24 protein-coding genes and 1 pseudogene are annotated in these 23,158 nt (G+C 59.2%); 15 read left to right on the top strand and 10 right to left on the bottom strand.

Annotated elements, in window-relative coordinates; translation table 11 throughout:
• Window position 1: 1 nt before the first annotated feature.
• On the top strand, window positions 2-1,915 hold the full coding sequence (locus FHC52_RS17225) for a DNA topoisomerase III (protein WP_126288015.1): 1,914 nt from the start codon (window positions 2-4) through the stop codon (window positions 1,913-1,915).
• Between the two features lie 116 nt (window positions 1,916-2,031).
• Here the strand turns inward: FHC52_RS17225 and gdhA are convergent, their stop codons facing one another.
• Window positions 2,032-3,375, bottom strand: a complete 1,344-nt coding sequence (gene gdhA, locus FHC52_RS17220; RefSeq protein ID WP_008500700.1) for an NADP-specific glutamate dehydrogenase — start codon at window positions 3,373-3,375, stop codon at window positions 2,032-2,034.
• Window positions 3,376-3,604: 229 nt separating this feature from the next.
• Here gdhA and FHC52_RS17215 point away from each other — a divergent pair, with 229 nt between their 5' ends.
• Complete coding sequence (locus tag FHC52_RS17215) at window positions 3,605-3,877, top strand: YnjH family protein (protein WP_008500699.1); 273 nt, start codon at window positions 3,605-3,607, stop codon at window positions 3,875-3,877.
• Here FHC52_RS17215 and FHC52_RS17210 read toward each other — a convergent pair.
• Window positions 3,837-4,253: a pyrimidine (deoxy)nucleoside triphosphate diphosphatase gene (locus tag FHC52_RS17210; RefSeq protein WP_023292696.1), complete on the bottom strand. Its 417-nt coding sequence runs from the start codon at window positions 4,251-4,253 to the stop codon at window positions 3,837-3,839. The two genes, FHC52_RS17215 and FHC52_RS17210, sit on opposite strands and share 41 nt — an antisense overlap.
• Window positions 4,254-4,328: 75 nt before the next feature.
• On the opposite strand from FHC52_RS17210, the gene FHC52_RS17205 reads away from it, so the two are divergent.
• Entirely contained in the window at window positions 4,329-4,898 is a 570-nt protein-coding gene (locus FHC52_RS17205) for a carboxymuconolactone decarboxylase family protein (protein ID WP_023292695.1), read from the top strand.
• On the top strand, window positions 4,891-5,508 hold the full coding sequence (locus FHC52_RS17200; RefSeq protein ID WP_220420155.1) for a CDP-alcohol phosphatidyltransferase family protein: 618 nt from the start codon (window positions 4,891-4,893) through the stop codon (window positions 5,506-5,508). The genes FHC52_RS17205 and FHC52_RS17200 overlap by 8 nt, the downstream gene beginning before the upstream one ends.
• Here FHC52_RS17200 and FHC52_RS17195 read toward each other — a convergent pair.
• The 6 genes from FHC52_RS17195 to xthA form a co-directional block, all read right to left on the bottom strand.
• Window positions 5,505-6,812, bottom strand: a complete 1,308-nt coding sequence (locus FHC52_RS17195; RefSeq protein WP_063417447.1) for a sulfurtransferase — start codon at window positions 6,810-6,812, stop codon at window positions 5,505-5,507. The two genes, FHC52_RS17200 and FHC52_RS17195, sit on opposite strands and share 4 nt — an antisense overlap.
• A 73-nt stretch (window positions 6,813-6,885) precedes the next feature.
• The gene (locus FHC52_RS17190) at window positions 6,886-7,506 is read right to left on the bottom strand and encodes an ATP-binding cassette domain-containing protein (protein ID WP_008500693.1); all 621 of its coding nucleotides are present in this window, start codon (window positions 7,504-7,506) and stop codon (window positions 6,886-6,888) included.
• On the bottom strand, window positions 7,506-9,035 hold the full coding sequence (locus FHC52_RS17185) for a thiamine ABC transporter permease (protein WP_126288017.1): 1,530 nt from the start codon (window positions 9,033-9,035) through the stop codon (window positions 7,506-7,508). The genes FHC52_RS17190 and FHC52_RS17185 overlap by 1 nt, the downstream gene beginning before the upstream one ends.
• The gene (locus FHC52_RS17180) at window positions 9,008-10,168 is read right to left on the bottom strand and encodes an ABC transporter substrate-binding protein (RefSeq protein WP_374758944.1); all 1,161 of its coding nucleotides are present in this window, start codon (window positions 10,166-10,168) and stop codon (window positions 9,008-9,010) included. The genes FHC52_RS17185 and FHC52_RS17180 overlap by 28 nt, the downstream gene beginning before the upstream one ends.
• Before the next feature lie 15 nt (window positions 10,169-10,183).
• Window positions 10,184-10,804, bottom strand: a complete 621-nt coding sequence (locus FHC52_RS17175) for a TVP38/TMEM64 family protein (RefSeq protein ID WP_259279871.1) — start codon at window positions 10,802-10,804, stop codon at window positions 10,184-10,186.
• A 69-nt stretch (window positions 10,805-10,873) separates the two neighbouring features.
• Entirely contained in the window at window positions 10,874-11,680 is an 807-nt protein-coding gene (gene xthA, locus FHC52_RS17170) for an exodeoxyribonuclease III (protein ID WP_008500688.1), read from the bottom strand.
• A gap of 433 nt (window positions 11,681-12,113) precedes the next feature.
• Between xthA and FHC52_RS17165 the strand changes: the two genes are divergently transcribed.
• The 7 genes from FHC52_RS17165 (at window position 12,114) to ves (ending at window position 19,824) form a co-directional block, all read left to right on the top strand.
• Window positions 12,114-13,334, top strand: coding sequence for an aspartate aminotransferase family protein (locus FHC52_RS17165; protein ID WP_032674580.1), 1,221 nt, complete (start codon window positions 12,114-12,116; stop codon window positions 13,332-13,334).
• A complete protein-coding gene (gene astA, locus FHC52_RS17160) occupies window positions 13,331-14,365 on the top strand; it encodes an arginine N-succinyltransferase (RefSeq protein WP_032674582.1) in 1,035 nt (344 codons plus the stop codon). The genes FHC52_RS17165 and astA overlap by 4 nt, the downstream gene beginning before the upstream one ends.
• The gene (astD, locus tag FHC52_RS17155) at window positions 14,362-15,849 is read left to right on the top strand and encodes a succinylglutamate-semialdehyde dehydrogenase (protein ID WP_032674584.1); all 1,488 of its coding nucleotides are present in this window, start codon (window positions 14,362-14,364) and stop codon (window positions 15,847-15,849) included. The genes astA and astD overlap by 4 nt, the downstream gene beginning before the upstream one ends.
• Window positions 15,836-17,161 (top strand): N-succinylarginine dihydrolase, encoded by a 1,326-nt coding sequence (astB, locus tag FHC52_RS17150; protein ID WP_021241067.1) that lies wholly within the window; start codon window positions 15,836-15,838, stop codon window positions 17,159-17,161. Before astD ends, astB begins: the two co-directional genes overlap by 14 nt.
• A 10-nt stretch (window positions 17,162-17,171) precedes the next feature.
• Window positions 17,172-18,137, top strand: a complete 966-nt coding sequence (gene astE / locus FHC52_RS17145) for a succinylglutamate desuccinylase (protein ID WP_032674585.1) — start codon at window positions 17,172-17,174, stop codon at window positions 18,135-18,137.
• A gap of 338 nt (window positions 18,138-18,475) precedes the next feature.
• Window positions 18,476-18,970: an ATP-independent periplasmic protein-refolding chaperone Spy gene (gene spy / locus FHC52_RS17140; RefSeq protein ID WP_032674586.1), complete on the top strand. Its 495-nt coding sequence runs from the start codon at window positions 18,476-18,478 to the stop codon at window positions 18,968-18,970.
• Window positions 18,971-19,266: 296 nt separating this feature from the next.
• The gene (gene ves / locus FHC52_RS17135; protein WP_032674587.1) at window positions 19,267-19,824 is read left to right on the top strand and encodes an environmental stress-induced protein Ves; all 558 of its coding nucleotides are present in this window, start codon (window positions 19,267-19,269) and stop codon (window positions 19,822-19,824) included.
• Here the strand turns inward: ves and cho are convergent.
• Both cho and nadE read right to left on the bottom strand, forming a co-directional pair.
• Entirely contained in the window at window positions 19,802-20,692 is an 891-nt protein-coding gene (gene cho, locus FHC52_RS17130; RefSeq protein ID WP_172955643.1) for an excinuclease Cho, read from the bottom strand. The two genes, ves and cho, sit on opposite strands and share 23 nt — an antisense overlap.
• 103 nt (window positions 20,693-20,795) lie before the next feature.
• Window positions 20,796-21,620: an ammonia-dependent NAD(+) synthetase gene (nadE, locus tag FHC52_RS17125; RefSeq protein WP_008500678.1), complete on the bottom strand. Its 825-nt coding sequence runs from the start codon at window positions 21,618-21,620 to the stop codon at window positions 20,796-20,798.
• A 221-nt stretch (window positions 21,621-21,841) separates the two neighbouring features.
• Between nadE and osmE the strand changes: the two genes are divergently transcribed.
• From osmE to FHC52_RS23060, 4 genes and pseudogenes are all read left to right on the top strand, one after another.
• On the top strand, window positions 21,842-22,183 hold the full coding sequence (osmE, locus tag FHC52_RS17120; RefSeq protein WP_008500677.1) for an osmotically-inducible lipoprotein OsmE: 342 nt from the start codon (window positions 21,842-21,844) through the stop codon (window positions 22,181-22,183).
• 284 nt (window positions 22,184-22,467) lie between these two features.
• Window positions 22,468-22,785, top strand: coding sequence for a PTS N,N'-diacetylchitobiose transporter subunit IIB (gene chbB, locus FHC52_RS17115; RefSeq protein ID WP_008500676.1), 318 nt, complete (start codon window positions 22,468-22,470; stop codon window positions 22,783-22,785).
• A 79-nt stretch (window positions 22,786-22,864) separates the two neighbouring features.
• Window positions 22,865-23,044, top strand: a pseudogene (locus FHC52_RS17110) (PTS N,N'-diacetylchitobiose transporter subunit IIC); the annotation flags it as partial.
• A gap of 55 nt (window positions 23,045-23,099) precedes the next feature.
• Window positions 23,100-23,158 (top strand): IS1 family transposase (locus tag FHC52_RS23060; protein ID WP_136697432.1); only part of this gene is annotated, 59 nt, incomplete at its 3' end.

Below are 23,158 nucleotides of genomic sequence, written 5' to 3'. Positions count from 1 at the left end.
GATGCGGTTGTTTATTGCCGAAAAGCCGAGCCTGGCCCGTGCCATTGCCGATGTGCTGCCCAAGCCGCATCGCAAAGGCGACGGCTTTATCGAATGCGGTAACGGGCAGGTGGTCACCTGGTGTATCGGTCACCTGCTTGAGCAGGCGCAGCCGGATGTCTATGACAGCCGCTACGCCCGCTGGAATTTAAACGATCTGCCCATCGTGCCGGAAAAATGGCGCCTGCAGCCCCGACCTTCGGTGACCAAACAGCTCAACGTGATCAAGCGCTTCCTGCATGAAGCCGATGAAATCGTGCACGCGGGTGACCCGGACAGGGAAGGACAGCTGCTGGTGGATGAGGTGCTGGACTATCTTGAACTGGCGCCGGAAAAGCGTCAGCAGGTGCAGCGCTGCCTGATCAACGACCTCAACCCGCAGGCGGTGGAGCGTGCGATCTCGCGCCTGCGCGCCAACAGTGAGTTTATTCCGCTGTGCGTATCCGCGCTGGCCCGCGCGCGCGCCGACTGGCTGTACGGCATAAACATGACCCGCGCCTACACCATCCTCGGGCGCAACGCGGGCTATCAGGGCGTGCTCTCCGTGGGGCGCGTGCAGACGCCGGTGCTGGGGCTGGTCGTGCGTCGTGATGAAGAGATTGAGAACTTCGTCGCCAAAGATTTCTTTGAAGTGAAAGCGCATATCGTCACGCCTAAAGACGAACGCTTTACCGCCGTCTGGCAGCCGAGCGATGCCTGCGAGTCATATCAGGATGAAGAGGGGCGTTTGCTGCACCGTCCGCTGGCGGATCATGTGGTTAACCGCATTACCGGACAGCCCGCTATCGTCACCAGCTATAACGATAAACGGGAATCAGAACCCGCGCCGCTGCCGTTCTCGCTGTCGGCCCTGCAGATTGAGGCCGCGAAACGCTTTGGCCTCAGCGCGCAGAACGTGCTGGATATCTGCCAGAAGCTCTATGAAACCCACAAGCTGATCACCTATCCGCGTTCGGATAGCCGCTACCTGCCGGAAGAGCATTTTGCCGGTCGTCATTCGGTGATGAACGCCATAGGCGTGCACGCGCCGGATCTGCTGCCGCGGCCGGTGGTGAACCCGGACACCCATAACCGCTGCTGGGATGATAAAAAGGTGGACGCCCACCACGCGATTATCCCGACGGCGCGCGCCAGCAGCGTCAACCTGACCGACAACGAAGCGAAGGTCTATAACCTGATCGCCCGCCAGTACCTGATGCAGTTCTGCCCGGACGCGGTGTTCCGCAAATGCGTGATCGAGCTGGAAATCGCAAAAGGGAAGTTTATCGCCAAAGCCCGTTTCCTCGCGGAAGCAGGCTGGCGCACGCTGCTCGGCAACAAAGAGCGTGACGAGGAGAACGACGGCACGCCGCTGCCCGTGGTGGCCAAAGACGACGAGCTGCTGTGCGAGAAAGGGGAAGTGGTGGAACGCCAGACCCAGCCGCCGCGCCATTTTACCGATGCGACGCTGCTGTCGGCGATGACCGGCATCGCCCGGTTCGTGCAGGATAAAAATCTGAAGAAGATCCTGCGCGCCACCGACGGTCTGGGCACGGAGGCGACCCGCGCGGGGATTATCGAGCTGCTCTTTAAGCGCGGTTTTCTTGAGAAAAAGGGGCGCTATATCCATTCGACCGAGCCGGGCCGCGCGCTGATTCACTCCCTGCCGGAGCTGGCCGCCAGGCCGGACATGACCGCGCACTGGGAATCGGTGCTGACGCAGATCAGCGAGAAGCAGTGCCGCTATCAGGACTTTATGCAGCCGCTGGTGGGGACGCTTTACCAGCTGATCGATCAGGCGCGCAGCACGCCGGTGAAAACGTTCAGAGGGATGGTTGCACCCGGTGGTGGCGCGAAGAAACCGTTTAAAAAGAAAAAGAGCGCGGCAGCCTCTTAACCCGTAGGCCGGGTAAGGCGAAGCCGCCACCCGGCGAAAGACAGCTCTGCGGCCTGAAAAAAGCCCGGTGGCGGCTACGCCTTACCGGGCCTACAGGGCGAGAACGCCGCGAAAACTTAAATCACACCCTGCCCAATCATCGCATCCGCTACCTTGACGAATCCGGCGATATTCGCCCCGCGCACGTAGTTGGTTTGCGATGCTTCACCGCCGTACTCCACGCAGGCGTGGTGAATATCCAGCATGATATGGTGCAGTCGCGCATCCACTTTCTCCGCCTTCCAGCCGAGACGCGCGGCGTTTTGCGCCATCTCGAGGCCGGAGGTTGCCACGCCGCCCGCGTTGGCGGCCTTGCCCGGTGCAAACAGCACGCCTGCCTCCAGGAACAGGTCCGTCGCGTCGATCGTGGTCGGCATGTTTGCCCCTTCGGCGACCGCTTTTACGCCGTTGCTAATCAACGTGCGCGCGGCTTCAGCATCCAGCTCGTTCTGCGTGGCGCACGGCAGGGCGATATCCACCGGCACGCCCCACGGCTGTTTACCTTCGAGGTAGGTCAGGCCAAACTCCCGGGCGTAATCCGCTACGCGTCCATCGCGGCTGGCTTTGATTTCACACAGGCGCGCCAGCTTCTCTGCCGTGAAGCCCGCTTCATCCACCACCGTTCCGCTGGAGTCAGAGGCGGTCACCACGCGAGCGCCAAACTGCATCGCTTTTTCAATCGCGTACTGCGCCACGTTACCGGAGCCGGAAACGGCTACGCGCATGCCTTCGAAGCCTAAGCCGTGACGCTTGAGCATGGCCTCTGTGAAGTATACCAGGCCGTACCCGGTCGCTTCCGGGCGGATCAGGCTCCCGCCAAACGACAGCCCTTTGCCGGTAAAGACGCAGGCGCTGTTGTTGGAAAGCTTTTTCATCATCCCGGCCATAAAGCCCACTTCACGTCCGCCCACGCCGATATCACCGGCAGGCACGTCGGTGTCCGGGCCGAGGTGACGGTAGAGTTCGGTCATCAGCGCCTGGCAGAAACGCATCACTTCACCTTCGCTTTTGCCTTTCGGGTCGAAATCGCTGCCGCCTTTTCCGCCGCCCATGGGCAGCGTGGTCAGCGCGTTTTTAAAGGTCTGCTCGAAGCCGAGGAATTTCAGAATCGACAGGTTCACGGACGGATGGAAGCGCATGCCGCCCTTAAACGGGCCGATGGCGGAGTTAAACTGGACGCGCCACGCGCGGTTAACCTGCACCTGATTGCGATCGTCCACCCAGGTCACGCGGAACTGGATCACGCGCTCTGGCTCGACCAGGCGTTCGAGCAACGACATCTGGCGATAGCGCGGGTTTTGTTCAAGGAAGGGCCACAGGGTGGTCATCACTTCACGCACGGCCTGGGCGAACTCGCTTTGGTGCGGGTCGCGCTGCTGAACATGGGCAAGGAAACTTTCCAGAGAGCGTGTCTGATCCATAGATATAAGAACCTCTTATAATAATGTTTGTATATGACTTATGCGTTTTGTGTTGTTTTTTTGACTATACCACCCGTACCGCTTTGTGTGGCAAGCAGAAATTCAGGACGAAAGGGAAATTAATGACAGGTGCTGCGTCATAACCAAAAGCGATGACGAGATAAATTAAAGGTTCCGCGCCGGTTTACCGTTATAGTCATTATCAAGGGAACAACAGGAAGATGTGTCTATGAACCGTTATGTACTTACCGCGTTATGTGCGATCTTTACCGCAGGCGCGCAGGCTGACCGCATTCGCCCGGATGTAGAAGTGAACGTGCCGCCGGAGGTGTTTAGCTCCAGCGGCCAGCGCGCGCAGCCGTGTAACCAGTGCTGCATCTACCAGGATCAAAACTATTCTGAAGGGGCCGTCGTGAAGGCGGAGGGCGTGCTGTTGCAGTGCCAGCGCGACGAGCGCGCCATCAGCACGAACCCGCTGGTCTGGCGTCGCGTAAAACAATAAACGCCTCCAGCAGGGGAATATCCGCGGGGGCTAAGGCGTAGCCAAACGCCTCTTCCGGCGTGCACCATGCCAGCGCGCTGTGGTAGTGCGCCGTGAGCGCACCGCTAAACGCAGGAACGTGCCAGGCGTGCAGGTTGATTAAGCGCTGCGAGACTACACGCTGGTGGCTTGCCACGTATTGCGCGGGCAGCGCTTCAATACCCAACTCTTCGCGCAGCTCGCGGATAAGCGCCTCGGGCTGGGTTTCACCCGCCTCGACTTTGCCGCCTGCAAATTCCCACATGCCCGGCTGGTCGGCGTGGGCAGGGCGCTGCGCCAGTAAAATTTTGTCGTCTTTTTCGATGATGGCGGCAACGACATCGAGTGTTTTCAGCATGGTCGTCAATAATTGATAGCGAAAAAAGACATATTATCGTGCCCTTTCTCAGAGTCCAGTAATCAGGAGAATCAGGTGAAAGAGACTACCGCCTGGGTTGCCCCTATCGAATCCCTTCCCGCCAGCCTTAGACCGATTGCCGTGATGCAGAAAAAGCATTTTGGCGCCGTGCTGAATCCCACGCGCTGGTGGGGGCGCATGCCGCGTCTGTTCTGGCTGGTGGCGCTGTTCGTCGGTTTTCTGGAGCGTCGTCGCGCGCGCCTGTCACCCGTGCTGCGTTCGCTGCTCATGACGCGGGTGTCCCAGCTTTGCCACTGCGCTTTCTGTATTGATGCCAACAGCCTGCGGCTGGCCGAGCGCTGCGGGGCGCTGGAAAAGGTGCAGGCCGTTAGCGACTGGCAGGCATCCGCCTTGTTCACGCAGCAGGAGCGCGCGGCGCTGGCCTACGCCGAGGCGGTGACCGCCACGCCGCCCCGGGCGGATGAGGCCATCAGAACGGCGCTGAAGCGCCACTTTACGGAAGATGCCATCACCGAGATGACGGCGCTCATTGCCTTTCAGAATCTCTCTGCCCGCTTTAACGCCGCGCTGGATATTCCGGCGCAGGGGCTATGCGCCACCTTTAACGAGACGCCCCATGCTTGATCGCCATCTTCACCCGCGGATAAAACCGGCGCTGGATCGTCTGGTCTCCGTGCTGGACAGGCCGGGCATCACGCCCGACGGATTGACCCTGACCGGGTTTGCCATCGGCGTGCTGGCGCTGCCGTTTCTGGTCCTTGGCTGGTATCCGGCGGCGCTGGTCGCCATCGTGCTTAACCGCCTGCTGGACGGTCTGGACGGGGCGCTGGCGCGCCGCAGAGGCCTGACCGATGCGGGGGGATTTCTCGATATCGCGCTCGACTTTCTGTTCTACGCCCTGGTGCCGTTTGGCTTTGCGCTGGCAGCACCGGCAGAAAATGCGCTGGCGGCCGCCTGGCTGCTGTTTGCGTTTATCGGGACCGGCAGCAGTTTTCTGGCGTTTGCGGCCCTGGCCGCGAAGCACGACATCGACAACCCCGGCTATGCGCACAAGTCGTTTTATTACATCGGCGGGTTAACGGAAGGGACGGAGACCATCATGCTGTTTGTGCTGTGCTCCCTTTTTCCTGCGCACTTTACGCTCTTCGCGTGGGTATTCGGCGCGCTGTGCTGGCTGACCACCACAACGCGCATCTGGAGCGGCTACGTGACGCTGAAGTCACTTAATCCTTAGCGCGCGCTTTCAGGCCCGCGCTCACCGGTCGTCACCGGGTTCTGCGGATGACTGCTCCATTCGTACCAGCCGCCGTCATAGACGGCGATATTCTTCCAGCCCATCGCCCGGGCGTACATAAAGGTTTCAGACGCCCGCCAGCCGGTGCCGCAGTAAAACGCGACGTGCTGTTCCGGCAGAATATTCCAGCGCTTCCACTGGGCGGCGATGTCGTCAGCGCTGCGCATGGTGCCATCCGGGTTATGGAAATCCTCCATGTGGGTGGCATCGCTGCCCGCGTGACCCCAGCGGGCACCGGCAATTTCACCTTTTGGCTTGATGTAGCTGTAGCCGCTGGTTTCGCCGATGAACTCCGGCCACGAGCGTATGCTGACCAGAGAGGCATCCTGACGGTGCAGCATGCCGCGCGCCTGTTCCATATCCACCATCAGCTGCGGCTGACCGGGGATCGGCGCGCCGAAATCGGGGGCGGGCGTCACTTTACCGGGCGTACCGCGCTCAACCGGCAGGCCTGCATCCGACCACGCCTTCCAGCCGCCGTCGAGAATACGCACATCCTTCACGCCCGCATACAGCATAATCTGCGCCACGCGCGCGGCGGCGTAGACGTCGCGGCCATACAAGATGACGGTGGTGTCGTGACGGATCCCGTGCTTCGCCAGCATCGCTTTCAGCTTGTCGTCGGAGACTTTATTCCACAGCGGTTCGCTTTCCACCTCGTTGGTGTCGATATAGCCCGCGCCGGGAATGTGGTTCAGCAGGTAAAACTTCGGTGCACCCCAGGCGGCCTCAATCACTTTCCAGTCGCCCGCCGGTGCGGCAGCCACGGGTTTACCCTGCTGGAGCCGGTGGATCCACTGCGGGTAAACAAGCTGTTCAAAGTGAGGCAGGCGCTGAAGGCGCTCGGGCGTCTGCAGAGCATCGCTGAGCAGCGAAACGTGGCGGTACCCGGCTTTCTCCAGGCGGGCTTTCACCGCCTGGTTATCGTTCTCGTCGCCGTACAGGGCGATGGTCGTCGCAGGGGTGAGCTGATGCTGTTTTGCCCACAGCGCAATCTGCTCGTCGCTCATGGCGCTGAGCCAGGCGGCAGCAAGGTTGAGCGCGGCGGGTTCATGCCCGGAGGGGCCGCTAAGCGTCTGCGGCCAGCCGTTATAGAAGGCGCTGGCGCGGGTGTCGACAGGCGTGCCGTGCTGTGCCTGAAGCTGAGACAGCGTGATGGCGTTGGGCATATCAGCCGCCAGCGAGGAAAAGGAAGCGAGGCCGCAGAGCAGGGCCAGCGCGGTCAGTTGAGAAACACGTTTCATCGAATAACCTGACGTCAGTAAAAGAGGGGGGCATTGTCGTCTCTCCCGAATCGGAAAACATTGCGTTAGCACATTATTGCCAGCGAGAAATCTCAATCAGCTCGCCGCCGGGTGGAATATCGTCCTCATCGTGCGTGACCAGCACCGCCGGAATATTGCGCGCGCGGACGGCGTCAAACACCCATGCCCGAAACGTGGCCCGTAACGCTTTATCGAGGCGGCTGAACGGCTCATCCAGCAGCAGCGCCTGCGGCTCCGCGAGCAGGGCCCGCAGCAGGCTGACCCGGGCGCGCTCCCCGCCGGAGAGGGTGGCTGGATCGCTGGCGTAATGGCCGCTCAGCCCGGCGGAATCCAGCGCCTGCGCGACCGCCTCCCGCCGCGCGCGCCCGGCGATGCGCTCGGGCAGCGCCAGCAGCAAATTCTGCCCGACGCTGAACTGGTCGAACAGCAGCGCGTCCTGAAAGAGAATACCCAGCCCGCGGGACTCCACGGGAAGCGCGTCGCAGCGACGCGCGTCGAGCCACAGTTCGCCCCGCGCCTGGAAATCGTCTGACAGCGCGCCGACCATCCAGGCAAAAAGGGTCGACTTTCCGCTGCCGGACGGCCCCATCAGAGTGACGATCTCCCCGCGGGGCACGCAAAAACTGACCTCGCGGAAAAGCGGTTCGATGGTGAGATTTTTTACCTTCAGCATTAACGTAACCCTTGTCGGTAGCGGCCCGCGAGCCGGGATAGCAGGGCAGCAGCACCAAACACCGAGCCCGTGACCAGCAGTAATCCCAGCGCCCGGTTAGCGAGAATCGGGATGCTGCCTCCGCTGCTGAGCGCCACGGTTTCGGTGGTCAGCGTGGCGAAACGCCCCGCGCCCAGCCACAGCGTCGGCATGTATTGCGCCATGCTGACGGAAAAGCCGGTGGCAAAGGCCAGTAGCGCAGGGCGCACCAGCAGCGGGCATTTCAGCAGTAAAAAGATTTTTGTCCGCCGCCAGCCGAGAGTTCTGGCGGTGAGGATAAGCCGGGGATCGATCCGTCGCCAGGCGGGTTGCAGTACCAGCAGCATCCACGGCAATACCCACAGAAGGTGGCTCCAGAGCACGGCGGCGTAGTGCCCGTCGATGCCCAGGTGCAACGCAATGGCATACTGGCCGGTGACGAGCGGGAGGGCCGGAAGGGCGAGCGGTAACCATACCCACAGCGTGCCGCGCTGCGGGCCCCATTCCAGCCAGAGTAACCCGACGACCAGGGCAATCAGGGCTGAAAGCAGACCGAAGGAAAGGCTGGTTCCCACCGGGCCAACGTCATCCCGTTGCGCCAGCATCAGCAGTACCGCGGCGCACAGGACGCCGCAGGCGGGCAGAAACCCGCTCAGTGCCCGCTCAGGCAGGACGCGCTGCGACCGGGGACGCGTTCCGGTGAGGTCCGCAAGTGTGCGAACCCATGCCTTCCAGAGTCCGTATCCCAGAGCGGCAAGCGCGGCCAGCAGCAGAAGGAGAAGCAGGCACAGCAGCGTCCCTTTTGCCTGCTGTTGCGCGTCGCCCTGGCTTAACCACTGCCAGGCCAGCACGGCCAGGGTAGGCGGGTTGCCGGGCCCGAGAACGATCGCCACGTCCACGACCGACAGCGACCATGCCAGCACCGCCAGCATGACTGCCCCGAGGACGGGCGCGATAGCCGGCAGGATGAGCCAGCTGAGCGTCTGAAAACGGCCGTAGCCGAATGTCTGCAGGACGATCTTCTGCTGCGCGAGCCGTTTTTCCGGCAGTACGGCATAAATCGCCCACAGGACAAACGCGCTCTCTTTGACCGCGAGCGTCAGCCCCAGCCCGACGCCGTAGCGGTCAAACGGCGGCGAACAGACGGTGCAGACCTGATAAAACAGTCCGCCCTCGGCAAACAGCAGCAACGCGCCGGTGGCGAACGCCACATGGGGGATCGCCAGCAGCCACGGCAGGCGGGTTGTGAGACGTCGCCAGCGTTTACCGGGCCAGAGAAGGCTGACGAGGAGAAGAGCAATGAACAACGCCCCCAGCGTGGCGATGAGCGTTGAGACCAGCGTGGCGACGGCCGCCTGCGGGAGCTGCGGATCGTTCAGCAGCTGCTGCCAGTTTGTCAGCGAAAACGCCGGGGCAAGCAGCATGGCGCCGGCGGGCAGGATCGGCAGATAAATCACCGCCATCGCCAGCCGGACGAGCCCGCTCAGCGGGTGCCGTAACGACGCAGCCATTCCTGCTCCAGCGCGTTCACCCAGGCGGACTGCGGCTCGGCAAGCACCTCCGGCAGCCCCTGAGTCGTGTGGGCCAGCAGCTGTCTGGCTTCTTCTTCGGGCAGCGTTTTCGCATCCAGCACGCTCGGATCGCCCCAGATGGCCGGGTCAGCTTTACGGATCTGCGCCTGCGGCGACAGCAGGAAATTGGCGACTATTTTCGCTCCCGCGCTCGCGCTGGCGTTGGCCGGAATCGCCACAAAATGGACGTTGCCGAGCATCCCGCTCTGAAAACCAAAGCTATAGCTGTCGGCGGGCAGTTCGCCGCTCGCCACTTTCTGCTGCGCATGGGCCGGGTTAAAGGTCAGCGACAGATTCAGGCTGCCGCGGGCAAGCAGGGCATCCATCCGAGCAGGAGAAGGGGGAAAATCTTTCCCTTCGCGCCACAGCAGCGGGTGGAGCGTGTCCAGATAATCCCAGAGCGGGGCCGTGACCTCGGCAAAGGTGCTATCGGGGGCCTTTTGCAGCGCCTCCGGGTGAGCGGTTAGCGTCATCAGCAGCTGCTCAAGAAATGCCGTGCCGGTAAAATCGGGCGGGCGAGGATAGCTGATCTTGCCCGGATGCTGCTGCGCGTACGCCAGCAGCGCCTGAGGATCGGTCGGCGGCGTCGGCATGCTGGCTTTGCGGGCGATAAAGGTCAGCTGCGCGCCGCCCCACGGCGATTCCGCGCCGTCTGTGGGGATAGCAAAATCCTCCGTAACGGGCTTGCGGGTATCAACATAGCGCCAGTTGGGCAACGTCTGCGCCCATCCGGTCTCCAGCAGGTTTGCCTCTTTCAGCGTGCGGAAGTTCTCGCCGTTAACCCACAGCAGGTCGACGGAGCCGTTGGTCTTACGCCCCGCGGCGGCTTCGGTCTGAATACGTTTTACCGCGTCGTCAGCATCCGCCAGCGGGACAATTTTAAGGGTAATGGCATAGTGCGTTTGCATCTCGCCGCTGACCCACTCCAGATAGCGGTTGACCGCCGGATCGCCGCCCCAGGCGTTAAACCAGACGGTCTGGCCTTTGGCGTGTTGCTGAATAGACTGCCAGCCGTCGGCGGCATACAGAGGGGCCGCCAGCAGCAGACCGGTCAGAAACGCGCAAAAACGCACACGGCGCATAATGCCTCACTTTTTAGCAGACGGGAGAAAACGGGAAAACAGCCGGCGGGTGACCAGCGGCAATACCCCCAGTAGTGTAAAGGCGAATAGCATGCCCGGCGACAAAATATCGCGCAGCGAGGTCACTTTTCCCAGCTCGCGCCCGGCGTTCAGAAAGATAATCGTGGCGGGCAGCATGGCGAGCTGGCTGACCCACCAGTAGCGAAATACTCCCATGCGGGTCAGCCCCATCAGCAAATTCACCAGGAAAAACGGGAACAGCGGCATCAGGCGCAGGGCAAAAAGAAAGTTCGCGCCGTCGCGCGCCATGCCGGTATTCACCGTACTCATCTGCCGGGCAAACCGCCGTTGCACCCAGTCGCGCAAAAGATAGCGGCTGGCGAGCATCGCCAGCGTGGCCCCAAGCGTGGAGGCAAACGAGACCAGCACAGTGCCTTCCCACAGGCTAAACAACGTCCCGCCCAGCAGGGTCAGGATCGCCGCGCCGGGGATCGAGAGGGCGGAGACCGCCACATAGACCGCAAAGAAGATCAGCGCGCTGCGCAGCGGCGCGTGGTCGACATAGGAGAGTAATGCCTGCTGGTGCGTTTTAATCCCTTCCAGGGAGAGGGTTCCCGGCGGAAGCATGATAAACGCCAGAATAAAGGCGCCCAGAAGGGCGCACAGGAAGAGTGTTTTTGAAAGGTTCACGCGTCATTACAGCTTGAATTTAGCCCACACTGGCGCGTGGTCAGACGGTTTTTCCATGCTGCGGATGTCGTAGTCGATCCCGGTTTCGATGCAGCGCTCGGCCAGCGGGGAACTGGCCAGCAGCAGATCGATACGCAGGCCGCGGTTGTCGTCAAAGCCTTTGGAGCGGTAGTCAAACCAGGAGAAGCGATCCTGCGTTTCCGGGTTGGCATTGCGGAACGTATCCACCAGGCCCCAGCCCAGCAGGCGCTCCATCCACTCACGCTCTTCCGGCAGGAAGGAGCATTTGCCGGTGCGCAGCCAGCGTTTGCGGTTCTCTTCGCCAATACCGATATCGAGATCCGTCGGGCTGATATTCATGTCGCCCATGATCAGCACCGGATTCTCTTTTTTGAGTTCGGTGGTCAGGTAGTCCTGCAGATCCTGATAAAACTTCGCTTTCGCCGGGAATTTGGTCTCATGGTCACGGCTCTCACCCTGCGGGAAATAGCCGTTGATGACCGTGATATTGCCGATCGCAGAAGGGACTTCCGCCATGATAATACGACGCTGTGCTTCTTCACCGTCGCCCGGGAAGCCGCGACGCACGGAAACCGGCGGCGCTTTGGTCAGCAGCGCGACGCCATAGTGACCTTTCTGACCGTGATAAAAGACGTTGTAGCCGAGTTTCGCCACCTCTTCGAGGGGGAACATGTCGTCGTGAACCTTTGTCTCCTGCAGGCCGATCACATCTGGCTGATGTTGCTCAACGATAGCTTCAAGCTGATGAGGGCGGGCACGCAGGCCGTTGATATTAAAAGAGACAAATTTCATAGTCGCTGCCAGTGCAAGGTGAATAGTGCAAGGATGGTAGCAGAATTTGCGTCAACTGTTACCGGCTTCGACCAATAACTGCAACAGATAATGCCGGTGGTGCAATATTTGCACCATTCTGACGCGCTTCGCCCCCAAAGAGGGCGTAAATGGCCGATAAATTTCGCGAGCGATCACAATTCCAGAATTATATTTGGCCTGTGCATACTCTTTCTGATTTTCATGCGGCAAAGCGCCGCTTGTCGTAAAAATATTCACTTTTTATGCACTAACAGTGAATAACTCCATGTTGTAACTTATTGATATTCTGTCCTCTCAACCCGTTTATGCATTTTTATCGCTGGCTGGCACGAAGGCTGCAATCTACATTCACAGTGCAAACACTCAATTATTTAACATTCAAATAACTTTTTATTTACCGGATGAGGTCGCTATGTCTCTGTCAATTACGCGTGAAAATTTCGATGAATGGATGATGCCGGTTTACGCTCCGGCGGCTTTTATTCCGGTTCGTGGGGAAGGCTCGCGCCTGTGGGATCAGCAGGGTAAAGAGTATATCGACTTTGCCGGTGGGATTGCGGTGAACGCGCTGGGGCATGCGCACCCGGCGCTGCGTCAGGCGCTCAATGACCAGGCGGCGAAGTTCTGGCATACCGGCAACGGCTTTACCAACGAGCCTGCGCTGCGCCTGGCCAAAAAACTGATCGACGCGACGTTTGCCGAAAAAGTCTTTTTCTGTAACTCGGGGGCGGAAGCCAACGAAGCGGCGCTGAAGCTGGCGCGCAAATATGCGCACGATAAGTTTGGAACCCACAAGAGCGGTATCGTGGCGTTTAAAAATGCCTTCCACGGACGGACGCTCTTTACCGTCAGCGCGGGTGGCCAGCCTTCCTACTCGCAGGATTTCGCACCGCTGCCGCCGGATATCCGTCACGGTATTTATAACGATCTGCAGTCTGCCAGCGAGCTGATTAACGACACCACCTGTGCGGTGATCGTCGAGCCGATGCAGGGTGAGGGTGGCGTGCTTCCGGCGAAAAAGGAATTCCTGCAGGGGCTGCGCGAGCTGTGCGATCGTCATAACGCGGTGCTGATTTTCGACGAAGTGCAGACCGGCGTGGGCCGCACCGGCGAGCTGTATGCCTATATGCACTACGGCGTCACGCCGGACGTGCTGTCGACCGCCAAAGCGCTGGGCGGCGGCTTCCCGATTGGCGCAACGCTGACCACCGATAAATTCGCCAGCGTGATGACCGTCGGCACCCACGGCACCACCTACGGCGGCAACCCGCTGGCCACCGCTGTTGCCGGTCAGGTGCTCGACATCATTAACACCCCTGAGGTGCTGAAGGGCGTTAAGCAGCGCCACGACTGGTTTGTTGAGCGCCTGAATGCCATCAACAGCAAGGTTGGCCTGTTTAAAGAAATTCGTGGTCTGGGGCTGTTAATCGGCTGCGAGCTCACCGCTGAGTTTGCCGGAAAAGCTAAACTTATTTCACAGGAAGCGGCGAAAGTGGGCGTGATGGTGCTGATTGCCGGTGCCAACGTCGTGCGTTTTGCTCCCGCGCTGATTGTCAGCGAGGAAGAGGTGCAAACCGGTCTGGACCGCTTTGCGCTGGCGTGTGAAAAGGTGAAATCCGGGGTGTCATCATGATGGTCATCCGTCCCGTTGAGCGCGGCGATCTCGCCGGGCTCATGCAGCTTGCCGGTAAGACGGGAGGCGGGCTGACCTCGCTTCCTGCCGATGAAAAAACGCTGTCGGCGCGCATTGAGCGCGCCCTTCAAACCTGGCAGGGGACGTTGCCAAAAAGCGAACAGGGGTATGTGTTCGTGCTGGAAGACACCGACACGGGGACCGTGGCCGGGATCTGCGCCATCGAAGTGGCCGTCGGGCTTAACGACCCGTGGTACAACTACCGCGTCGGCACCATGGTTCATGCCTCGAAAGAGCTGAACGTCTATAACGCGCTGCCGACGCTGTTCCTCTGCAATGACCACACGGGCGCCAGCGAGCTTTGCACGCTGTTCCTCGACCCGGCGTGGCGCAAGGAGGGCAACGGCTACCTGCTTTCCAAATCGCGCTTTATGTTTATGGCCGCCTTCCGCGATCGCTTTAACGAAAAGGTGGTTGCGGAGATGCGCGGCGTGATCGACGACACCGGCTATTCACCGTTCTGGGAGAGCCTGGGCGAGCGCTTCTTCTCGATGGAGTTCAGCCGGGCGGACTATCTCTGCGGCACGGGTCAGAAAGCCTTTATTGCCGAACTGATGCCGAAGCATCCTATCTATACCCATTTCCTCAGCCCGGAAGCGCAGGCGGTGATCGGCGAAGTGCATCCGCAAACCGCGCCTGCCCGCGCGGTGCTGGAGAAAGAGGGCTTCCGCTACCGTAACTATGTCGACATCTTTGACGGCGGGCCTACGCTTGAGTGCGATATCGACCGCGTACGCGCGATCCGTAAGAGCCGGCTGGTTGAGGTCTCTGAAGGCCAGCCCGCGCCGGGCGACTGGCCGGCATGCCTGGTGGCAAACGAAAATTACGCCAACTTCCGTGCGATGCTGGTGCGGACCAACCCGAAATGTGAACGTCTGGTGCTGACGGCTGCAGAACTGGATGCCCTGAAATGTAACGCCGGCGATACGGTTCGCCTGGTGCGTCTCTGCCCTGAGGAGAAAACAGCATGACATTATGGATTAACGGTGACTGGGTCACGGGCGAAGGCGAACAGCGCGTAAAGACCAATCCGGTAGGAAAAGAGGTGCTCTGGAAGGGGAACGACGCCAGCGCCACGCAGGTGGAACAAGCCTGCCATGCCGCTCGCCGCGCGTTCCCGGCGTGGGCAAAACAGCCTTTCGCCGTGCGCCAGGCGCTTGTTGAAAAGTTTGCCGGGCTGCTGGAGGCCAATAAGGCCGAACTGACGCGCATCATCGCGTCTGAAACCAGCAAACCGCGCTGGGAAGCGGCAACCGAAGTGACAGCGATGATCAACAAAGTCGCCATTTCGGTGAAGGCGTACCACACCCGCACCGGCGAACAGCACACCGAGATGCCGGACGGCGCGGCCACGCTGCGCCACCGTCCGCACGGCGTGCTGGCGGTGTTTGGTCCGTACAACTTCCCGGGGCATCTGCCGAATGGCCACATTGTGCCCGCGCTGCTGGCGGGCAATACCGTGATTTTCAAGCCGAGCGAGCTCACCCCATTAACCGGCGAGGCGGTGGTTAAGCTGTGGGAACAGGCTGGCCTGCCGCCGGGCGTGCTGAATCTGGTGCAGGGCGGACGCGAAACCGGCCAGGCGCTGAGCGCGCTGAGCGATATCGACGGCCTGCTGTTTACCGGCAGCGCCGGGACGGGCTATCAGCTGCATCGCCAGCTGGCGGGGCAGCCGGAAAAAATCCTTGCTCTCGAGATGGGCGGCAACAACCCGCTGATTGTGGAAGACCCTGACGATATCGACGCCGCGGTGCACCTGACGATTCAGTCCGCCTTTATTACCGCCGGACAGCGCTGCACCTGCGCCCGCCGCCTGCTGGTGAAACGGAGCGCGCAGGGGGATGCGTTCCTCAAACGTCTGGTTGAGGTGAGCGCGCGTCTGGTGCCAGCCGCGTGGGATGCCGATCCGCAGCCGTTTATCGGCGGGCTGATTTCCGAGCAGGCCGCGCTGAACGTGCTGAAGGCCTGGCAGGACCACGTCGCGCGCGGCGCGAAAACCCTGCTCGAGCCGAAGCAGGTTCAGCCGGGTGCCTCGCTGCTGACGCCGGGCATCGTTGAGATGAGCGGCGCGAGCAACGTGCCGGATGAAGAGGTCTTTGGTCCGCTGCTGTGCGTCTGGCGCTATGACGATTTTGACGACGCCATCGCAATGGCCAATAACACCCGCTACGGTCTGTCGAGCGGGCTGATTTCGCCGCATCGCGAGAAGTTTGACCAACTGCTGCTGGAAGCGCGCGCCGGGATTGTGAACTGGAATAAACCGCTGACCGGGGCCGCGAGCACCGCGCCGTTCGGCGGCGTGGGCGCGTCGGGGAACCATCGCGCCAGCGCGTGGTATGCCGCTGATTACTGTGCCTGGCCGATGGCGAGCCTGGAAACCCCGGCGCTGACGCTGCCGGAGACGCTTAATCCGGGGCTGGACTTTACCGGAGGGGACCGTCATGAAAGCGCGTGAAGTCAACTTTGACGGGCTGGTGGGGCTGACGCACCACTACGCCGGTCTCTCTTTTGGAAATGAAGCCTCCACGAAGCACCGTTTTCAGGTTTCCAACCCGAAGCTGGCGGCGAAGCAGGGGCTGCTTAAGATGAAAGCGCTGGCGGATGCCGGTTTCCCGCAGGCGGTGATCCCGCCGCAGGAGCGTCCGAACGTGGCGGTACTGCGTCAGCTCGGCTTTAGCGGTACCGATGAGCAGGTGGTCGAAAAAGCGGGGACGCAGACGCCGCATCTGCTCTCGGCGGCAAGCTCCGCCTCTTCGATGTGGGTCGCCAACGCGGCCACCGTCGCGCCGTCAGCCGATACGCTGGATGGCAAAGTCCACCTGACGGTGGCGAACCTGAATAACAAGTTTCACCGCGCCACCGAAGCGGAAACCACCGAGCGCGTGCTGCGCGCCATTTTCAACCAGGACGCCCATTTCGCGGTGCATCAGGCCCTGCCGCAGGTGGCGATGTTTGGCGACGAAGGCGCGGCCAACCATAACCGCCTGGGGGGCGATTATGGCGAGCCGGGTGTGCAGCTGTTTATTTACGGGCGAGAAGAGGGGGGCCACGTCGCGCCAACCCGTTATCCTGCCCGTCAGACGCTGGCGGCCAGCCAGGCGGTTGCCCGCCTGAACCAGGTGAATCCTTCCCAAGTGATTTTTGCCCAGCAGAACCCGCATGTGATCGACCAGGGCGTGTTCCACAACGACGTGATTGCCGTTTCTAACCGCCAGGTGCTGTTCTGCCACGAGCAGGCGTTTGCCCATCAGGAAAAGCTGCTCGCCACGCTGCATGAGCGCGTGCGCGGCTTCACGCCTGTCCAGGTGCCAACGGAGGCGGTGAGCGTGCAGGACGCGGTTGAAACGTATCTGTTCAATAGCCAGCTGCTCAGCCGCGATGACGGCAGCATGATGCTGGTCCTGCCGCAGGAGTCCCGGGATCATCAGGGCGTATGGCGCTACCTGACCGAGCTGGTGAAGGCGGATAACCCGATTGACGAACTGCGCGTGTTTGACCTGCGTGAAAGCATGGCCAACGGCGGTGGTCCAGCCTGTTTACGTCTGCGCGTGGTCTTGACTCAGGACGAAATGCAGGCGGTTAACCCGGCGGTCATGATGAACGATACGCTCTTTACGCGCCTGAATGACTGGGTCGATCGCTACTATCGCGACCGTCTAACGCAGGCCGATCTGGTTGACCCGCAGCTTCTGCGCGAAGGTCGCGAGGCGCTGGACGCGTTGTCGACAATCCTGCAGCTGGGATCGGTTTATCCGTTCCAGCGCTAAAGGAGTGGGTATGGAAAATTTACTGGCGCTGACCCTGGCCGATGAAACGCCGGAACAGAAAGAGGGGGATGGCCCCTCATTTCGCTGGCGGTGGCTGGGGCGCGGGGTGCTTGAGCTGACGCCGACCGCAAAGAGCGATCTCTCGCTGCTGCTTTCAACGGGCATTCACGGGAATGAAACGGCGCCCGTTGAGATTGTCGATCTGCTGCTGCGCGCGCTGTATCGCAATGAAATTGCCCTGAAGTGCCGCGTGCTGGTGGTGCTCGGCAATCCCCCTGCGCTGGCGCAAAATAAACGGTATCTGGTGAGCGACATTAACCGCATGTTCGGCGGGCGCTGGTCGCAGTTTCCGCAGAGTGACGAAACGGCGCGGGCGGCGTGGCTGGAGAATGTGGTGACCGCGTTCTTTGCCGCGGCGGGTCCCGTGCGCTGGCATCTGGATCTGCATACGGCCATCCGCGCGTCCTACCATGTCCGCTTCGGCGTGCTGCCGCAGCGCAATCAGCCGTGGGAGGAAGATTTCCTGAGCTGGCTGGGAGATGCCGGGCTGGAGGCGCTGGTGTTTCACCAGTCGCCGGGCGGAACCTTTACGCACTTCACCTGTGAGCACTTTGGTGCGTTGTCCTGTACGCTGGAGCTGGGGAAAGCGCTGCCGTTTGGGGAAAACGATCTCACCCGCTTTGCGCCAACGCATCTCGCCCTGCGGGCGCTGCTGGGCGGGTCGGCTCCCGAGCCTACGCACCAGACCGTTGAGCGTTACCGGGTCGTACAGCAGATCACGCGCCGCAGCGACGCCTTCCTGCTCCACATGGCCGCACACACCCTCAACTTCACCCCGTTCCGCAAAGGGGCGCTGCTGGCCGAGGACGGTGAGGAACGTTACGAGGTGCAGAAAACCACCGAGTATGTTTTATTCCCTAACCCAACCGTCGCGTTTGGCCTGCGTGCCGGGCTGATGCTGGAAAAAATATCCTGAACCTTTCCCCTCTCATCATCCGGGAGGGGAAGTTAAATACCGTTTCTTAGCAATTAAAGCGCGTGAACGTGTTTTGCAGAATATTCCTGGTGAATTGCTTTATTATTCACCTTTACTCCGTTATACTTCTGCTAAATCGCTTTAAAATCATCGCATTGAATATTTTTGGTTGCAACTCTCCACGCTTTATCCTTATTTCCTCCACATTTGGCGAAAATTTGTTTTTTACACTTTCATTGTTTTACCGTTGCTCTGACTAATTGACGATAAACCCCTTAAAGTTAATCTCGTCAACACGGCATAGCGCCGAAGAATAACTGAAAGAAAGGAAATAAATTATGCGTAAGTTTACTGCACTGTTTGTTGCTTCTACCCTGGCTCTGGGCGCTACCAGCATGGCGTTCGCCGCAGATACTGCGACCACCACCGCTGCCGCGCCTGTTGAAGGCAAAATGATGATGCATCATAAAGGCCCGGGTATGCACAACGAGATGATGATGTTTAAGGATCTCAACCTGACGGATGCACAGAAACAGCAGATCCGCGATATCCGGAAGAGCGAACGTGAGCAGATGAAGCGTCCGCCGCTGGAAGAGCGTCGTGCCATGCATGACATCATCGCCAGCGACAGCTTCGACAAGGCGAAAGCCGAAGCGCAGATCGACAAAATGGCCGAGCAGCACAAAGCCCGTATGCTGGCTCACCTGGAAACCCAGAACAAGATCTACAACATTCTGACCCCGGAACAGAAAAAACAATTTAATGCGAATTTTGAGAAGCGTCTGACAGAACGTCCGGCGATGGAAGGTAAAATGCCAGCACCAACCGAATAATCGGTTCACTCTCTTAAGACCGCCGGGATCCTGTCCACAAAAGCGCAATCGCTGTGGACAGGACCGGCGGTTTTTCTTTCCTGCCCTCTTGTCTGCCGTCGCCAGCGCGGTATGCTCCTGTAGTCGCATCAGAGAATGTTTGTAGAGTCATGGCGTTAGAATTTTTATTAACGTTCCGCTAAGGCCTGCCCGCTCTGCTGCCGATACTGTGTTGTGAATACCTAACGATAACAAACAAGACAGCAACGATAGCAATATCCTTGCCCTGGCACGGGTTGTGCCATTCAGGAGTGGTGATGGAGTTCTTTGATATCCGTAAGATGCCGGTCAGCCTCTGGCGCAATGGTGCGGGTGAAACGCGTGAGATTTGTTGTTTCCCTCCCGCGACGCGTGATTTTCACTGGCGCGCCAGTATCGCGACTATCGCCAGCAACGGCGAATTTTCCTCTTTTCCCGGCGTCGATCGGGTTATTACCTTGCTGGAAGGCGGGGAGGTGACGCTGGATGCGGGCCAGGCGTTCTTCCATACCCTGAAGCACCATCAGCCCTACAGCTTTGCCGGCGACCTGCCGGTGAAAGCGCTGCTGGCCGATGGGCGGATGGCGATGGACTTCAACATCATGACCCGTCGCGACTGCTGCCGGGCGAAGGTGCGCGTGGCTGACCGTACCTTTACCACCTTTGGCACACGCGGGGGCGTGGTGTTTGTGTTAAGCGGGGCGTGGCAGCTGGGTGATAAATTGCTGACGGCCGATCAGGGCGCCAGCTGGGAGGAGGGTACCCACACGCTGCGTCTGCTGGAGGCTCAGGGTACCTTATTGTTCAGCGAAATCACGTGGCTGCCAGGCCATTGAGCTCAATGATTTCAAACTTACCGGCCAGCACAGGTTTACAGAGAATTTTGTAGCCATCGTGGTCAAATCCGGCGGGCGTGCGCAGCAGGGTTGCCGCGTCGTTGATATCGTCGACAGCGCCCAGCCAGAGCCAGTTATTGACGATGTGATATTGGGTCATCGCGTCACCCACTTCTTTTAGCGCAACGGCGCTTTCCCAGGGCCAGCACTTCACGCTGATGGCCGCCAGACCGGCGAGGAGCCGGGCGTGGTGCGCCTCAACGCTCTCTTTCCCACAGCAGGCACCGGCACAGCGCTTCAGCGCGGATCGGAAACAGGCGCGTCCGCGCGTGGTCGCCTCCAGGCCCAAAAGGCTGTAGCAAAGCTGGAGCTCGTCCGCGAGCGTCTGCAGCGCCTGGAGTGCGGCTCTTTTATTGGCGAACAGCCCATAGAGATTCGGGGCATGAGAAAAATCGACGTCGCGCGCGTAGACGACCTGCGGCTTGCCCTCGTTGATCTGCAGGGAGCAGAGCTGACGGTTGCGGCGCAGGCGCTTGTTGAACAGCGGCTGTTGTTCTTTTATCAACCGCGCCTCCAGCAACAGCGCGCCCATTTCTCCCGCCGTCTGGAACCAGGTAATGCGTCGCGACTGGCGCAGCATGGCGGCCTCGTCCGGGGTACGCAGATGGGATAACACCCGACTGCGAATGTTAACGCTCTTGCCGATGTAAAGCGGCAGCGTGTCGCTTTCACCGTGAAAGATGTACACACCCGGCTGTTTAGGCAGTGCCTCAAGCCAGGGACGAAGGTGCTCGGGATATTCGTAGATAGCCGCCGCTTCAAACTCAAGACGCGGGGCGGATTGACGCCTGCTCACATACTGCTCCATATACTGTTCAGGCATACAGTGTAGCAGAGAGGGTTTGGTTAAAAAAGAGCCGGGTGGCGGCTACGCCTTACCCGGCCTACAAAACGGGGTTACCGTTTTGCGTTTATTTCCAGAAGTCGTCAAACACCGTAATTGGCGTGTGGCGCTTGTGCTCGGTTTTCAGATACCAGCCTTCGATGATCTTTGCGGTGCCTTCATCCAGCTTTTTGCCTTCCAGATAATCATCAATGTTGTCGTAGGTGACGCCAAGAGCCGCTTCATCCGGCAGGGAAGGGCGATCGTCCTCCAGATCGGCCGTCGGCGCTTTCTTATACAGATGCTCAGGACAGCCCAGCGCGGCAAGCAGCTGCTTACCCTGACGCTTGTTCAGGCGGAAGATCGGGTTGATGTCGGTGCCGCCGTCGCCGTACTTGGTGAAGAAACCGGTGATCGCTTCTGCCGCATGGTCGGTGCCGACCACGACGCCTTTGGTCATCCCGGCAATGCTGTACTGCGCTTTCATGCGCTCGCGGGCTTTCTCGTTGCCGCGAACAAAATCGCTTAACTCAATGCCCGCTTCGCGAAGCGCCTGCTCGCTTGCCAGCACGGAGCCTTTAATATTTACGGTCAGCACGCGGTCAGGCTGAATGAAGGCGATTGCATCCTGGCAATCCTGCTCGTCCGCCTGTACGCCATATGGAAGACGCACGGCGATAAATTGCAGGGTTTCATCTCCCGTCTCCTCGCGCAGCTCTGAAATTGCCATCTGGCAGAGCTTACCGGTCAGCGTTGAATCCTGGCCGCCGCTGATGCCCAGCACCAGAGATTTCAGGAAAGAGTTCTTCTTTAAATACGCTTTTAAAAAATCCACGCTGCGGCGGATCTCTTCATTTGCATCTACCGCAGGCTTCGCGCCCAGCGCCTGGATAATCTCTTGTTGCAGAGTCATCACGCTCTCCATAAACAGAATGTGTTAACTGTTAAAACTAACCCTTTGGACGTAAAACGACAAGGATCACAGTTTCGAGTGCGCTAATTTACGCCGTTTTAGCAGGTTATCGTTGTTTTATTAGAATTTTCCGAAATTCGTCTGGCGTAACGCACAAAGTTGAACAATAGTACTTTTTATCCCATGCTTAGATAACACGCTGATAAACAAGAGGACGGAATATGAACAAGAACGTAGCAGGAATTCTTAGCGCAGCGGCGGTACTGACTATGCTGGCAGGGTGTACGGCTTACGATCGCACCAAGGATCAGTTTACGCAGCCCGTAGTAAAAGATGTCAAAAAAGGGATGACCCGTTCGCAGGTCGCTGCGATTGCCGGTAAACCTTCTTCCGAAGTCACCATGATTCATGCGAAAGGGACCTGCCAGACCTACATCCTGGGTCAACGTGATGGTAAGGCAGAAACCTACTTTGTCGCCCTGGATGATACCGGTCATGTGATCAACTCCGGCTATCAGACCTGTGCTGAATACGATACTGACCCGCAGGCACCTAAGGCGTAGTCACCCTGCTCGCCTGAGGATGTTAACAAACCGGCCCTGAGGCCGGTTTTTTTATGCATCGGAAAATCTTATTTCATTTCGCGAATTATTTGCCCGAAATGTGAGGGTAGTCAACAAGCCAGGTCAATGAGAGACAATTTGAGTCTGTTCAGAATTATCCCCTGCCTGTACCATTGCGTATACTCACTCCAACGATAAACAACAGTACGCAAACTACCTGTCTGCCGGGACAGCGAGTCGAGTGAGAACGCGACGGCAGGTAGTCATACAAGAGGGAAATTACGATGGAAAAGAAACATATCTACCTGTTCTGCTCAGCGGGCATGTCAACCTCGCTTCTGGTGTCAAAGATGCGTGCGCAGGCTGAAAAGTATGAAGTCCCTGTGGTGATCGAAGCGTTCCCGGAAACGCTGGCGGGCGAAAAAGGTCAGACAGCCGATGTTGTTTTACTGGGACCGCAAATTGCCTATATGTTGCCCGAAATTCAACGATTGTTACCCAATAAACCGGTCGAAGTGATCGATTCGGGGCTGTACGGCAAGATTGATGGTTTAGGTGTTCTTAAAGCTGCTGTGGCAGCGATTAAAAAAGCTGCTAATTAATTTTTATTTTTCCCGTCAAAGAGTTATTTCACACACAATACGCCGTAACATGCGTTACGGCATTTAAGGGTATTTTCCTATGAGTAAAGTCATCGCTTCACTTGAAAAGGTACTCCTTCCTTTTGCTGTTAAAATAGGAAAGCAGCCTCACGTTAATGCCATCAAAAACGGCTTTATTAAATTAATGCCGTTGACGCTGGCCGGGGCCATGTTCGTTTTAATTAACAACGTTTTTCTGAGCTTTGGTGAAGGTTCCTTCGGTAATGGTGCCAACTTACTGATTTAGTGTATGATGGTGTTTTTGAGGTGCTCCAGTGGCTTCTGTTTCTATCAGCTGTCCCTCCTGTTCAGCTACTGAAGGCGTGGTGCGTAA

This window comes from Enterobacter sp. EC_64, from assembly GCF_019584165.1.
In the GTDB taxonomy this organism is placed as follows: Bacteria; Pseudomonadota; Gammaproteobacteria; order Enterobacterales; family Enterobacteriaceae; genus Enterobacter; species Enterobacter roggenkampii.
The sequence above is the reverse complement of the archived record's forward strand: the minus strand, read 5'-3'. Positions and strand labels throughout refer to the sequence as shown.